Annotated in this window: 16 protein-coding genes; 15 read left to right on the forward strand and 1 reads right to left on the reverse strand. The window is 60.3% G+C overall.

The features are described from left to right. Window positions 1-12 precede the first annotated feature (12 nt). From ACS5Q1_RS07025 to ACS5Q1_RS07045, 5 genes are all read left to right on the forward strand, one after another. Window positions 13-1,926: a bifunctional 5-dehydro-2-deoxygluconokinase/5-dehydro-2-deoxyphosphogluconate aldolase gene (locus tag ACS5Q1_RS07025; RefSeq protein WP_473097488.1), complete on the forward strand. Its 1,914-nt coding sequence runs from the start codon at window positions 13-15 to the stop codon at window positions 1,924-1,926. Window positions 1,927-2,028: 102 nt separating this feature from the next. Continuing rightward, window positions 2,029-3,876, forward strand: coding sequence for a 3D-(3,5/4)-trihydroxycyclohexane-1,2-dione acylhydrolase (decyclizing) (gene iolD / locus ACS5Q1_RS07030; RefSeq protein WP_473097489.1), 1,848 nt, complete (start codon window positions 2,029-2,031; stop codon window positions 3,874-3,876). 21 nt (window positions 3,877-3,897) lie between these two features. Continuing rightward, window positions 3,898-4,782 carry a myo-inosose-2 dehydratase gene (gene iolE / locus ACS5Q1_RS07035; protein ID WP_473097490.1) on the forward strand — a complete coding sequence of 295 codons (885 nt, stop codon included), beginning with the start codon at window positions 3,898-3,900 and terminating at the stop codon, window positions 4,780-4,782. 12 nt (window positions 4,783-4,794) lie between these two features. After that, window positions 4,795-5,598 (forward strand): 5-deoxy-glucuronate isomerase, encoded by an 804-nt coding sequence (gene iolB / locus ACS5Q1_RS07040; protein WP_473097491.1) that lies wholly within the window; start codon window positions 4,795-4,797, stop codon window positions 5,596-5,598. Window positions 5,599-5,667: 69 nt separating this feature from the next. Further along, on the forward strand, window positions 5,668-5,865 hold the full coding sequence (locus ACS5Q1_RS07045; protein WP_473097492.1) for a hypothetical protein: 198 nt from the start codon (window positions 5,668-5,670) through the stop codon (window positions 5,863-5,865). 15 nt (window positions 5,866-5,880) lie between these two features. On the opposite strand, the gene ACS5Q1_RS07050 is transcribed toward ACS5Q1_RS07045, so the two are convergent. Continuing rightward, entirely contained in the window at window positions 5,881-6,333 is a 453-nt protein-coding gene (locus ACS5Q1_RS07050; RefSeq protein WP_246776681.1) for a baeRF12 domain-containing protein, read from the reverse strand. 189 nt (window positions 6,334-6,522) lie between these two features. Between ACS5Q1_RS07050 and ACS5Q1_RS07055 the strand changes: the two genes are divergently transcribed. The 10 genes from ACS5Q1_RS07055 (at window position 6,523) to ACS5Q1_RS07100 (ending at window position 13,146) form a co-directional block, all read left to right on the forward strand. Then, window positions 6,523-6,690 carry a YqaE/Pmp3 family membrane protein gene (locus ACS5Q1_RS07055; RefSeq protein ID WP_036371238.1) on the forward strand — a complete coding sequence of 56 codons (168 nt, stop codon included), beginning with the start codon at window positions 6,523-6,525 and terminating at the stop codon, window positions 6,688-6,690. 155 nt (window positions 6,691-6,845) lie between these two features. Beyond that, complete coding sequence (locus ACS5Q1_RS07060; protein WP_473097493.1) at window positions 6,846-7,034, forward strand: hypothetical protein; 189 nt, start codon at window positions 6,846-6,848, stop codon at window positions 7,032-7,034. Window positions 7,035-7,233: 199 nt separating this feature from the next. Beyond that, window positions 7,234-8,472: a tyrosine-type recombinase/integrase gene (locus ACS5Q1_RS07065; RefSeq protein WP_473097494.1), complete on the forward strand. Its 1,239-nt coding sequence runs from the start codon at window positions 7,234-7,236 to the stop codon at window positions 8,470-8,472. Window positions 8,473-8,576: 104 nt separating this feature from the next. Beyond that, the gene (locus tag ACS5Q1_RS07070; RefSeq protein ID WP_473097495.1) at window positions 8,577-9,440 is read left to right on the forward strand and encodes a hypothetical protein; all 864 of its coding nucleotides are present in this window, start codon (window positions 8,577-8,579) and stop codon (window positions 9,438-9,440) included. A 112-nt stretch (window positions 9,441-9,552) separates the two neighbouring features. Beyond that, window positions 9,553-9,765, forward strand: a complete 213-nt coding sequence (locus tag ACS5Q1_RS07075) for a helix-turn-helix transcriptional regulator (RefSeq protein WP_473097496.1) — start codon at window positions 9,553-9,555, stop codon at window positions 9,763-9,765. A gap of 80 nt (window positions 9,766-9,845) precedes the next feature. Beyond that, entirely contained in the window at window positions 9,846-10,247 is a 402-nt protein-coding gene (locus ACS5Q1_RS07080; RefSeq protein WP_473097497.1) for a hypothetical protein, read from the forward strand. Then, entirely contained in the window at window positions 10,240-10,629 is a 390-nt protein-coding gene (locus tag ACS5Q1_RS07085; RefSeq protein ID WP_473097498.1) for a hypothetical protein, read from the forward strand. Before ACS5Q1_RS07080 ends, ACS5Q1_RS07085 begins: the two co-directional genes overlap by 8 nt. Beyond that, window positions 10,626-10,859, forward strand: coding sequence for a hypothetical protein (locus tag ACS5Q1_RS07090; protein ID WP_473097499.1), 234 nt, complete (start codon window positions 10,626-10,628; stop codon window positions 10,857-10,859). Before ACS5Q1_RS07085 ends, ACS5Q1_RS07090 begins: the two co-directional genes overlap by 4 nt. After that, window positions 10,856-12,658, forward strand: coding sequence for a DUF927 domain-containing protein (locus ACS5Q1_RS07095; protein WP_473097500.1), 1,803 nt, complete (start codon window positions 10,856-10,858; stop codon window positions 12,656-12,658). The genes ACS5Q1_RS07090 and ACS5Q1_RS07095 overlap by 4 nt, the downstream gene beginning before the upstream one ends. Beyond that, window positions 12,658-13,146: a hypothetical protein gene (locus tag ACS5Q1_RS07100; protein WP_473097501.1), complete on the forward strand. Its 489-nt coding sequence runs from the start codon at window positions 12,658-12,660 to the stop codon at window positions 13,144-13,146. Before ACS5Q1_RS07095 ends, ACS5Q1_RS07100 begins: the two co-directional genes overlap by 1 nt. Window positions 13,147-13,148 lie beyond the last annotated feature (2 nt).

Below are 13,148 nucleotides of genomic sequence, written 5' to 3' on the forward strand. Positions count from 1 at the left end.
GGGAGGAATAGCATGAAGCCAGCCCTGGATGTCATCACCATCGGTCGCTCCTCGGTCGATCTCTACGGCCAGCAGGTGGGCGGGCGATTGGAAGACATGGCCTCCTTTTCCAAGGCGGTGGGCGGATGCCCGGCCAATATCGCCATCGGCACCGCGCGGCTCGGTTTGAAATCGGGTCTGGTCACCCGCGTCGGCGATGAGGCCATGGGCCGTTTCATCCGCGAGCAGATGGAGCGCGAGGGCGTTTCGACGAAAGGCATCGTCACCGACGGGGAACGGCTTACCGCGCTGGTGATCCTCGGTGTGCGGGACGAGGATTCCTTTCCGCTAATCTTCTATCGCGACAATTGCGCCGACATGGCGCTGACCGAGGACGATATCGACGAGAGCTTCATCGCGTCGGCCGCCGCCATCGTCGTCACGGGCACGCATTTCTCGCGCGAGAACACGGCCGCCGCGCAGAGGAAGGCGATCCGCATCGCTAAAGAGCACGGCCGCAAGGTCGTATTCGATGTCGATTATCGTCCCAACCTCTGGGGCTTGCTCGGCCACGGTGCGGGCGAGTCGCGCTATGTGCGCTCCGATGCGGTGACGGAGCATTTGAAGCCGATCCTCGTCGATTGCGATCTCGTCGTCGGCACGGAGGAGGAGTTGCACATCGCGGGTGGATCGGAAGATACGCTCGCTGCCATCCGGGCCATCCGGGCCATCTCGAAGGCGACCATCGTGTGCAAGCGCGGCCCCATGGGCTGCGTGGTGTTTCCCAGTGAGATCCCCGCCTCGCTCGACGACGGCGTGAAGGGGCCCGGTTTCCCGGTCGAGGTCTACAACGTGCTCGGCGCGGGCGATGCCTTTCTCTCCGGCTTCCTGCGCGGATGGCTGCGGGATGAGCCGTTCGAAACCTGCTGCGCCTATGCCAATGCGAGCGGGGCGTTTGCGGTCTCGCGCCTGCTCTGCTCGCCCGAGATTCCGACCTTCCCCGAGCTGCAGCATTTCCTCAAAACCGGCAGCCGCCACAAGGCCCTGCGCTTCGACGAGGATATCAACCACATCCACTGGGCAACGACGCGCCGGCCGCAAAGCAACACGCTCATGGCGCTTGCCATCGATCACCGCATGCAGTTGGAAGCATTGGCGAAGGAGATCGGGGCGCCGATCGAGCGCATTCCCGATTTCAAGGTGCTGGCCGTCGAGGCGGCCGCAAAGGTGGCGGGTGGCCGCCCCGGCTTCGGCATGCTGATCGACGGCACCTACGGACGCGAGGCCCTGTTCCGCGCGGCCGATCATCCGTTCTGGATCGGCCGGCCGGTCGAGCTGCCGGGCTCGCGCCCGCTCGATTTCGAAGGCGGCGGCTCGCTTGGCGCGAAGCTCGTGGAATGGCCTGTCGGGCATACGATCAAGTGCCTGTGCTTCTATCATCCGGACGATCCGCCGGAGTTGAAGGAGCGCCAGGAACGCGACCTGCTTCGCCTGCATGACGCTGCACGCCGCATCGGCCGCGAATTGCTGGTGGAGATCATTGCGGGAAAGCATGGGGTACTGAAGACCGATACGGTGGCGAGTATCCTGCAACACCTCTACGACCTCGGCATCAAGCCCGATTGGTGGAAGCTCGAGCCGCAGCGGGAGGAAGCGGCCTGGCATGCCATCGGGGCGGTGATCACGAAAAATGATCCCTATTGCCGTGGCATCGTGCTGCTCGGCCTCGAAGCGCCCGAGAACGAGTTGGAGGCCGCTTTCGCGGCCGCCGCCAAGGAGCCGCAGGTGAAGGGCTTCGCGGTCGGCCGCACGATCTTCAACGATGCCGCGCGGCGCTGGCTGAAAAGTGAGATATCGGACGAGGCGGCCGTCGATGACATGGCCTCACGCTTCCAGCGCCTTGTCGATTCATGGCAAAAGATGTCCGGACGCGCGAAAGCTGCTTAATACCAAGGGTGGAGCTCGGTTTGGCTCCGCCCTCTTTTCATGAACGAGAAAACCTGAGAACGCTGCTGCCTCTGTTGCCGGCGCCATTCGAGAGGAAACCGTATGAGCACGATCCGCCTGACCATGGCGCAAGCCGTCGCCCGCTTCCTGACGGCGCAGAAAACCGACATCGACGGGCAAATCCTGCCGCTCTTCGGCGGTGTCTGGGCGATCTTCGGCCACGGCAACGTGGCGGGCATGGGCGAGGCGCTGCATGGTGTGCGCGACCAGCTTCCCACCTACCGCGCCCATAACGAGCAGGGCATGGCCCATGCGGCGATTGCCTTCGCTAAAGCGTCCCGCCGCCGCCGCATGATGGCCTGCACCACCTCCATCGGACCCGGCGCCACCAACATGGTGACCGCCGCCGCGGTCGCCCAAGTGAACCGCCTGCCCGTGCTGCTTCTTCCCGGTGACGTCTTCGCCAACCACAAGCCCGATCCGGTGCTGCAACAGGTTGAGAGTTTTTCCGACGGCACGGTCTCGGCGAATGATTGCTTCCGCCCCGTCTCCCGCTATTTCGACCGCATCACGCGCCCTGAACAGATCATCCCCGCGCTCCAGCGGGCGATGACCGTGCTCACCGATCCTGCCGAGTGCGGACCGGTGACGCTGGCGCTCTGCCAGGACACGCAGGCCGAGGCCTATGATTATCCCGAAAGCTTCTTTACAGAAAAGATCTGGACGCCACGCCGCATCCGTCCGGACGAGACAGAGCTCGCGGAAGCAGCCGATCTCATTCGCAAGGCGAAAAAGCCCTTCATCGTCGCAGGTGGCGGCGTGCTCTATTCCGGCGCAGAGAAGATGCTAGCGGAGTTTGCAGAAAAACACGGCGTCTTCGTCGGCGAAACGCAAGCAGGAAAGTCGAGCCTGCCTCACGATCATGCAGCCTGCCTCGGCGCTGTCGGCGTGACCGGCACGGGCGCCGCCAACGCGCTCGCTGAAGAGGCCGATGTGGTGATCGCGGTCGGCACGCGCCTGCAGGACTTCACCACCGGTTCCTGGGCCCTGTTCAAGAACCCGAACCGGCGCATCGTCGGCCTCAATGTGCAGACCTTTGACGCGACCAAGCATAATGCGGCTCCGCTCGTCGCCGATGCGCGTGTGGGTCTTGAGGAACTGAGCCGCGCGCTCGGCGCCTGGAAAGCGCCGGAGGCCTGGACAGCGAAGGCTCGAGACGAAAAGGTGCGCTGGTTCGACACCGCCGCCCGCTACACGGATCCGACCAATGCGGAGCTGCCTTCCGATGCGCAGGTGATCGGCGCGGTGCAGCGCACCTCGCAGCCGACAGACGTGGTGGTCTGCGCGGCCGGCGGCCTGCCGGGCGAATTGCATAAGCATTGGAAGGCTCTGCAACCGCTCGGCTACCACATGGAATATGGCTATTCCTGCATGGGCTACGAGATCGCCGGCGGGCTCGGCGTGAAGATGGCCGATCCCTCCCGCGAAGTGATCGTGATGGTGGGTGACGGTTCCTATCTCATGATGAATTCGGAACTCGCCACATCAGTCATGCTGGGCAAGAAGCTGATCGTCGTGCTCCTCGACAATCGCGGCTATGGCTGCATCAACCGCCTGCAACGCGCCACCGGCGGCGAAAGCTTCAACAACCTTTTACAGCATACGAACTATGTGACGCTCCCCGATATCGACTTTGCCGCCCATGCGGCGAGCCTCGGCGCTCAGGCGATCAAGGTGAAGGGAATCGGCGAATTGGAAGACGCGCTGAAGAAGGCACGTAGCGCGGAGCGCAGCACCGTCATCGTCATCGATACCGATCCTCTCGTCTCAACCGATGCCGGCGGTCATTGGTGGGACGTCGCAGTGCCGGAAGTCTCGGTGCGCGAGCAGGTGAAGACGGCTCGCAAGGATTATGAGAATGCCCTCGCTGCGCAGCGGGTGGGCGATTGATCAAGATAGAAGGATGAGAACATGACGATCCGCATCGGGGCCAATCCCATCGGCTGGTCCAACGACGATATGCTGGAACTTGGTGGCGAGACGCCGCTGGAGGTCTGCCTGGCCGAGGCCAAGGAAGCAGGCTTCGAGGGCATGGAGCTCGGCAACAAGTTTCCGCGCGAACCGGAAGCGTTGAAGAAAGCGCTGGCACCCTTTGGACTCGCCTGCGTGTCCGGCTGGTATTCCGCCGAGCTGTTGAAGCACGATGCGAATGCGGAGATGAAGGCTTTGCGGCCGCATCTCGATCTCTTGAAGGCCATGGGATCGAACGTGCTCGTCTTTGCCGAGACCTCGAATGCCATTCACGGTGATCGCTCCAAGCCGCTGTCGCAGCGTCCCATCATGAAAGACGGCGATTGGGCCGAGTTCGGCCGCCGCATCACGCAAGTGGCCGAACGCACCCTGCAGGAAGGCGTGCGCGTGGTCTATCACCACCACATGGGCACCATCGTGGAATCCGAGGCCGATATCGACGCCTTCATGCGCTCGACCGGCGAAGCGGTTCATCTCCTGCTCGATACCGGTCACGCCACCTGGGGCGGCGCCAACCCGGCTGCGCTCGCCCGCCGCTATCGCAACCGCATCAGCCATGTGCACACCAAGGATGTACGCAAGGACGTGATGGAAAAGTCGAAGGCTGAAGGCTGGAGCTTCCTCGATTCCGTCATCGAAGGCGTCTACACCGTGCCGGGTGATGGCATGGTGGATTTCGTCTCGGTGTTTAAGGAACTGCCGGGCTATAACGGCTGGGTAGTGATCGAGGCGGAGCAGGATCCGAAGAAGGCTCATCCGCTGACCTACGCCAAGATGGGCTATGCCAATCTCACCCGCTCCCTCAAGGAAGCCGGCCTGCGTTAAGGGAGAGTTGCGATGTCGAAGCTCCTGGTCAAACCGTCGAAGCCCGACAGCCAAGGCCGCGTCCACGCCATCACGCCGGAATCCGCCGGATGGACTTATGTGGGATTCGAGGTCTACCAGCTGAAAGCCGGGCAGAACCTGCGCCAGGCGACAGGCGACCGGGAAGCCTGCATCGTCATGCTCTCAGGCAAAGCGCATGTGGGCGCAGGGGGCAGCGATTTTGGCGTGATTGGCGGGCGCGCCTCGCCGTTCGAGCCGGATCCGTGGTCGCTCTATGTACCGGCTAAATCCGGCTGGTCGCTCAACGCCGAGACGGATTGCGAGATCGCCGTGTGCACTGCGCCGGCCGAGGGCAAGCTCCCGGCCCGCGTGATCGGCCCGGATCAGGTCGGGCAGGAAACCCGCGGCCAGGGCACCAACACGCGCCATGTGCGCAACATCCTGCCCGAGACCGAAGCCGCGGAGAGCCTGCTCGTGGTCGAGGTCATCACGCCCTCCGGCCATTGGTCGAGCTATCCTCCCCACAAGCATGATCGGGACATGCTGCCCAACGAGTCGCTTCTGGAAGAGACCTATTACCACCGTCTCAACCCTCCTTCGGGCTTCGCCCTGCAGCGGGTCTATACGGATGACCGTTCGCTGGACGAGACGCTGGCGGCGGCGAATGGCGACGTGGTGCTGGTGCCGAAGGGCTATCACCCCGTCGGCGCGCCACACGGCTACGAGCTCTATTATCTCAACGTGATGGCCGGTCCGAAGCGGATCTGGAAGTTCCGCAACGATCCGGACCACGAATGGATGCTCAAACAGGCCTGAGGCCGTCTGTCTCTTGATCCTGCCAAGCCTTTCGGGCATGAGGCGAACAACGTTTCCCTGAGAGGTCCCATGGTCTGGTCGGATCTTGCCTCACGCGCCTTCAAGACCACGATCGCGCTCATCAGCGCGATCGTGATGGATTATGCGTTTCTGAATGGGCGCATGACGCGCCAGGCGGTAACGGGAATCGAGCGCATGGCGGCCGACGCGCCGGTTCTCATCGACCGGCTGGTGACGAGCGCGCTGAACATCAAATGGGACCGCTGAGGACGCCCAGAGACCTTAGGCGCTTGCCACCAGGTGCTGCTCGATTTCGTAGACCGGATGCTTGGTCAGATCCTTGTTCACCTCGGCCATGATCCGCTGCTTTGCGGCATCGGAAAACCGAGTCCGCAACTCGGCCAGCGTCCGTGGGGGCGCTGCCACGATGATGTGCTTCACACCGCCATTGAGGCAGGCGGCATTGACCGCCTCAGCCACTTCCCCGGCAAATTTCCGTTCGGCGAGATCGTGCCAATCGGTCTGCTCGATCGCGCTCCGTTGGCCGAGCATCGCAGCCTGGCCCTGCTTGTCCGTGCCCTGAAGGCGTGTCGGCAGATTATCCGGAGCCTCCAGAACGCGTTCGACCTGGAGGTTCGGATAGAGGCCATCGCCCTTGTTCTTCAAGAACAGGGCTTTCCGGCCGTCGCTGACGAGAACCAATCCATCGTGGGGAAGCCTGAAAATTTTGTTCACGGCTATGCTCCTTGTTACGGGAGACATTCTTCGGCACCTCAGTCGGCGGTGCTTTGATCCAGATCATATCACAATCTTCAGTGCGCCGCTCGGCGGACCGAGATCATCTCTGGCGTCCTCTCAGCGATCATCGGAACGGAATGGCTACGGTGTCGTTCCCTTCACGGCCTCAGCTCTCATCGCAATCCCATGGCAAATCTCTTACGCATCCTGCTCGCCATCCTGCTTCCGCCCGTCGGCGTGTTCTTCACGGTCGGCCTCGGCGGGCAGTTCTGGCTCAACATTCTCCTGACGATTCTCGGCTACATCCCAGGCATCGTCCACGCGGTCTGGATCATCGCGCGTCGGACGCGATAAGGCGCAGCCGAATGCAGGCAGGTCGTGCGGACGAAGGCTGCATCCGAGAAAACCAGCCCTGCGCACCTTCTGGTGCTCAAACGCACATCGCAGGAATGGCGGCATGAACGGGATGCCGGGAGAGTCGTTTCTTCCTGTGTATCTCGCAGGACCCCATGCCGCTTTCAAAGAAAAAGAAAACGATGATCATTTTCGACCCCATTTCTGGAAATCGCATCATCCTCTCCCCGCCGGACAAGCCGCGCAGCCGTCACCTTTCGAACTTGCTTTGCGCCCCGAACGAGACCGATCCGTCAGGCAAGACGGAATCGCGCCCTTCCGGCGCTGACAAGGTCAGAAACTGATCATGGAAGGAAATGGCGCACCCGACACGATTCGAACGTGTGACCTTTGCCTTCGGAGGGCAAGGCACAGGGATTTCCTCATGTTTCCTGATGTAGCCTTGCCTTTCCTAGCGCCTTGTATCATAAGGGAATTCATAGGTGTTTCATCTCTTGATGTCTCCCCTAGTTTCCCCGTTTCTGCTTACCCCCTGCTTACCCAATGCCGAAACTCACCAAAAGGACGGTCGATGCTACGGCCCTAGATGCGGCTCGGGACGTATTCGTTTGGGATGATGACCTGCCAGGCTTTGGGCTCCGAGTGAAGCCGAGCGGGGCTAAGTCATTCCTAGTGCAATACCGCAACAAGAATGGGCGAAGCCGCCGCGTCACCGTTGGCCGCTACGGAATCCTGACTCCAGACGAGGCCCGCAATGAGGCGCGAGCAATGCTCGCCAGAGTGGCAAAGGGGGAAGATCCTGCCGAAACCAAAGTGGCAGATCGGAAAGCCGCAACCGTGGCTGAGTTGTGCCGGGAGTACCTAGAGAAGGCGGAGCGGGGTCTGATCATCACGCGGCGGGGCAAGAGCAAAAAAGCCTCGACCCTTTACACGGACAAGGGCCGCATTGAACGTCACATTATTCCACTTATTGGGCACCGCACCGTCAAGGATTTGACCGCGGCGGACGTTCGGGCCTTCCTACGGGATGTTATAGCTGGGAAGAGCAAGGCGGACATTAAGACTGGCAAGAGAGGCCGCGCTATTGTGGAGGGCGGACGTGGTACGGCAGCCCGAACCATGGGGCTTCTGGGTGGCATCCTCTCTTATGCTGTCGAGGAAGGTTACAGAACCGACAATCCAGCCAAGGGCATAAAGCGCCCGGCCGATGAGCGTCGCACGATTCGCTTAGACGCTGATGGCTATAAGACACTTGGGACAAAGCTCAAGGAAGCCGAGGAAGCAGGCGAATCCTGGCAGGCTGTGGATGCGGTCCGCCTTATCGCTCTGACCGGCTGCCGACGTGGTGAGATCGAAAACCTGAGAAAGGTAGAAGTTGACTTAGCGGGGCAGGCTTTGCGCCTTGGCGACAGCAAGACTGGCAAGAGCATCCGCCCAATTGGGCGGGAGGCTACAGAGCTTCTTGAAGCCGCTATGAAGCGGTCAAAGAGCACCTTTGTATTTCCCGGAATTCGTGGCGAGAAAATCCCTTTTAGGGGTCTGCCTCGCGCATGGGACCGGATCATAGGGGACAGCCTGCCCAACGTGACGCCGCACGGGCTGCGGCATGCCTTCGCTTCCACGGCGGAAGACCTGGGCTTTACCCTGCCGACCATCAAGGCCCTGATCGGCCACGCCGGGAGCGGGATAACCGAAGGCTATATTCACAAATTGGACAGCGCATTGATTGCCGCTGCCGACCGCGTATCCAGCCACATCGTGGAGCTGATGCGCAAGGAATAGACATTCGAGACGGCACACGGCTAGGACGGCCATCCGAAAACCCCGACCGCACCGGGGCTGCCGTGTGTCACTTTTCATGGTGCGGGCAATGCATGTGCGGTGCGATGGCTAACTGGTATGATGAAACAGCCGAAGAATTGAGCAACGCTGAAGCCCACCAGCTACTTAGCGAGATAGGTTATGGATACATCAATGATAGAGTTAATAAAGTAGGCGGTCGTAAATTTCATGAGTCAGTTAGATACTTCCGTGATCAATCTAGGAAGAATGATTATAAGCACGTCTGGTTAGCGCCAGATGAGATGCACATATTAGCCGTTGATGATATTATTAAAGACCTAATTCAAAGAAACTCTTCCCCTCGAATTGAGGCAATGCGCGACGGCATCAACATTTCATTGAAATTATGGGGGCCTTACAATTTTGTTAGGTCTCATCTTGAGCATTGTGCTCAGATGTTTCCTGATTTCGATGCGGAAGCCTCTGCTGCGGAGGCGGCGAAACAACGCGCCGAAATCTTTGACGATGCATGTGATAGATTGTTGACTGTTCTCGACATGCCGTTTTGGGAAATTGGGCATAGACAGGCGAGAGAAGAAAGATGGCTGAACACCTCGGAAGAGGGCAGCGAACCCAAACTTGCGAAAGTTCAGGAAGAAATCATAAGGCACCAAGATAAGATTGCGGAAGCAGCTCTTAGTTTAATCGAACTAGGCAAGATAGCACGGGCCGAGATCCCTCTATTATGGGTCAATGACGATAAACCGGGACGCAAGCGTCAATTATGGAAGGCGTATTTCGTTCGGAACATGGCCCACCTTTGGATACTTCTAACTGGCGCCAGGCCATCCATTAGTGCGGATAGTCCCTTCGCGGCATTTGTTCGCGAGTGCTGGAACAGCTACGGCGAGAATATGCCTCGTGTGTCCTTTGACCGAGCAATTAGAAACCTCGTGATATTGGGGTGACGAAATCACCCCAATATATGCGCTAGTTACGTCATACCGCCTCCCAGCGTTTCCCTTCATTGTCCAGTCATTCCCGGCGTGACCGGGTGGTTCCATCAAACAAGGATGGACGATGGACAAAGACGAATACGTAGACGTTCGCAGGCTCGCAGAGATTACCGGCATTAGTGCGAGCACATGGAATAAGCGCCGCTTGACCGGCGATACGCCCCCTTTCTCCAAAATCGGAAAAGCCGTTCGCTATCACGTTCCGACAGTGAAGGAATGGATGACAAGCCACGAGCGCCGCTCGACATCCGAAAGCACCGCGACCGTCGCGGCGTAAGCCCAACTAATGGCCAACGCCCCGACCGCAAAAGAAGAGCCCCGACACAGGGGCTGCGCGGGGCTCAAGGAATTCATTTCATGCAAAACATTTCTAACACGATGCTCATTCAGAGCAAGGATAAATCGCGCCCGCTGGACACTGGATACAGGCCACGTGTCCACACAATTTCCGAAGAGTTCGGCGCTCCCGGCTCTGCCCTAGCTCGGGCTCGGATCGCGGGCATCATTGACAACCGCGAATTTCAGGCGGGTCAGCGTATGGCAGCTCTCTGGCAGGCTGCCGGACGACTTGAACAGCAAGCTCGCATTTCGGCGGGCCGCTCCCTTCTCGCCCTTGGTGAGAACGTCGCCTATGCCGTGGTTTCGGTCTGCCGCGACAACTGTGGTGTAGGGAACCCGCAACGGGCCTCTCTCCTGAAGCAGGGCCTCTCTCGCCTGGCTCAGCACTTCGCTCAGACAGGAGGCTTCGCCAATGTCTGATATGGCGGTTGTTGCCCCGAAGCTCTCAAAGCTCATTCCGATGCTTTCCACGGACCATGACGGCGAAGTCGTCGCAACCGTCCGCGCTATCAGCAGAACGCTCAAAGGTGCAGGCATGGACTTCCACAACCTCGTGGAGGCCCTGTGTGCCGCCAAGCCCCAAGTCTATGCGCCTACTCCGCCACCTGAAAAAGAGCCGGAGACCTGGGGCGAGATAGCTATCTGGTGTCGGAACCATGACGGTGGCGACCTCTCCTACAAGGAACGCAAGTTCGTCCTGGACATGATCCGCCGCACCGCAACGGGCTACGAGCCAACTGAGAAGCAGGCTGCTTGGCTTCGCGCCATCCGCGTCAAACTCCAGTGGGGGTACGTGCCTTGAGCAACCCCACTTCAACGCAGGGCGCTCCTCACGGGTCGCCCTGGGCCTACCGGGAGTTCATCGAAGAAACTCTCGCCATGGCCCGCATCCAGGCAGAACTCGGCGTCACCTACGCATCCATCGGGGATGACGCTGGCCTTGAATACGCTGTGCGCAGGCTTGTGGCCTACACCCGCGCAGCTCTCGGAACCCTCAACGACCTTCGCACGACCAAGGAGCAGCGCTCTTGAACGCTCTCGACAATGATCCTTTTGCTGACGAAATGGAACGCCTCGGGACACCTGATTTAGAACCCGAGAATCCGCGCAGATCCAATACGATCCAATGGCCACACGGCTATGTCCTGGATAGCAAGGGGCTCTGGTTTGATCCCGGTGAGGACAAACCACGAAGTCGCCTTTCTGGCCCGTTCACGGTGTTGGGCCTTGCCCGCGATCCGAACAGCGATGGATGGTCCATTGCCCTCGAATGGCACGACCGCGACCACATCCAGCACCGCCATTTCCTGCCCTTGGCGGATCTGATCGGAGACGGAACGGAAGTCCTGAAGCCTCTGGCGGCTGGCGGCCTGGAATTGTCTCCACATTCCGACCGTCTGAAAAAGTTCAAAGCCGCCTTGGTTGGCCTGAACTGCGGCTCGCGCGTTCGTCTTGTCCGTCGCAGTGGATGGCATGGTGACGTGTTCGTCCTGCCCCATGCCACAATCGGGCAGTCAGCCGGGGAAAGCGTGGTCTACGACGGAAAGGCTGATGCCGCCCGCTACGGCGAGAAAGGCACTCTTGCTGATTGGATCGAGAAGGTTGCAAAGCCTTCTGCCGGGAACTCACGTCTGGTGTTGGCTCTCTCGACTGCCTTTGCCGGGCCACTCACCGACCTCCTCAATGATGAGGGCGGTGGGGTTCATCTTGTCGGCGGATCATCCCTCGGCAAGAGCACGGCCCTAATTGTTGCTGGAAGCGTCTGGGGCGGCGGTGGGCGCGGCGGCTTCACTCAGACATGGCGAGCCACAGGAAACGCGCTAGAGGCCATCGCTCGGGCTCATTCGGGCACTCTGTTGGCTCTTGATGAGCTTGGCGAGTTGGATGCTAAGGAAGCAGGCTCAACCGCCTATCTTCTTGTCAACGGACAGGGCAAGGCCCGTGCCACTCGGGACGCTGAAGTAAGAGCCCGCTCGGAATGGCGTATCATGCTCCTGTCATCCGGCGAAATCGGACTTGGCGACAAGATTGCTGAAACAGGCAAGCGGGCGAAGGCCGGGCAGCTCATCCGCCTTGTCGATGTGCCTGCTGATGCTGGCAAGGGTCTTGGCCTCTTTGAAGACACCAAGGGTCACGATCCGGCTGAGTTCTCGAAGGAGATCAAAGCCGCAGCACTGCGCACCTACGGAACGGCAGGTCAATCCTTCGTGGAGTATCTTGCGGACGACCCAGAGGCGACAGCGGATGCAGCTCGCCAGCGCATTGCCGACATTCAGCGGACCTTGCTTGAGGGCATAGGCGAAACCAGTGGACAGGCGTACCGGGTTGCCCACAGGTTCGCATTGATTGCCACCGCTGGCGAGTTCGCCCGCGTGGCTCTTGACCTTCCATGGACTGAAGGCGAGGCGGAACGCGCAGCGGCTGTCTGCTTCGATGCATGGCGCGGCACTCTGGGCGGCGAGGGACCGGGTGAGCTGGTCTCCGCCGTGGAAGCCATCAAGGCAGCCGTCGAGAAGCATGGCGAGAGCCGCTTCCGCAAGATCTATGATGATGGATTGTCTTCGCCGGACAGCGCCCCGATCCGCGACCTGTTGGGCTACCGCCTGTCTCGTGATGGTGAGGTGCTCTGGGGCTTCACATCGACGGGCTGGAGGGAGGTTCTGGCCGGAATTGCAGAGGCCAAGGGCATTGCCCGCATGATGGCCGAACGTGGCGCTCTGGTTGGCTCCAAGAACGACAAGGCCAACCGTCTCCACCAGCGGGTGGATGGCCGCACAGTTCCTGTCTATGCGGTCAAAGCCTCGGCTCTTGAGCAATGGGGAGGGCTCTGATGCGACCCAATCGTGAAGCCTTCCGCGCCTTCCTTAAATCCAGCTCCACCCAAAAAACAGGTGTGATGGGTGTGACAGGTGTGATGCCCAACAAAATCAACAACTTAGCGCGTCACACGAATGAAAATAAAAGTGTGACAGGTGTGATGGGCGTTGCCGGGAGTTTCCCCGCGTCTCCCGACCTGGAGGAGAGGCAAGCCATGGCGGAGATCGAGGGGGGAATTCTTCCTCTCTACTCGGCTGGTTTCGCTCGCCTTCAACTGACGCCACCACCTGGATTGTCGGTCTCTCGATGGCTTCAGGCCGTCGATGATGCTGGGCGCTTTCTCGATGTTTTCGGACGGCAGGCCCAAGCGATGGGCTGGGGGGCAGATGACCTGTTCCGTCCTGATGGACTCGTGCGAACGCTCCAAGGCGCACACGTCATCACCCTCACCTCAACGACTGCGGCGCTCTCCGATGGCCGCATCTTCAAGCGCATTGTGTAGGA

Source organism: Microvirga sp. GN3 (assembly GCF_055792825.1).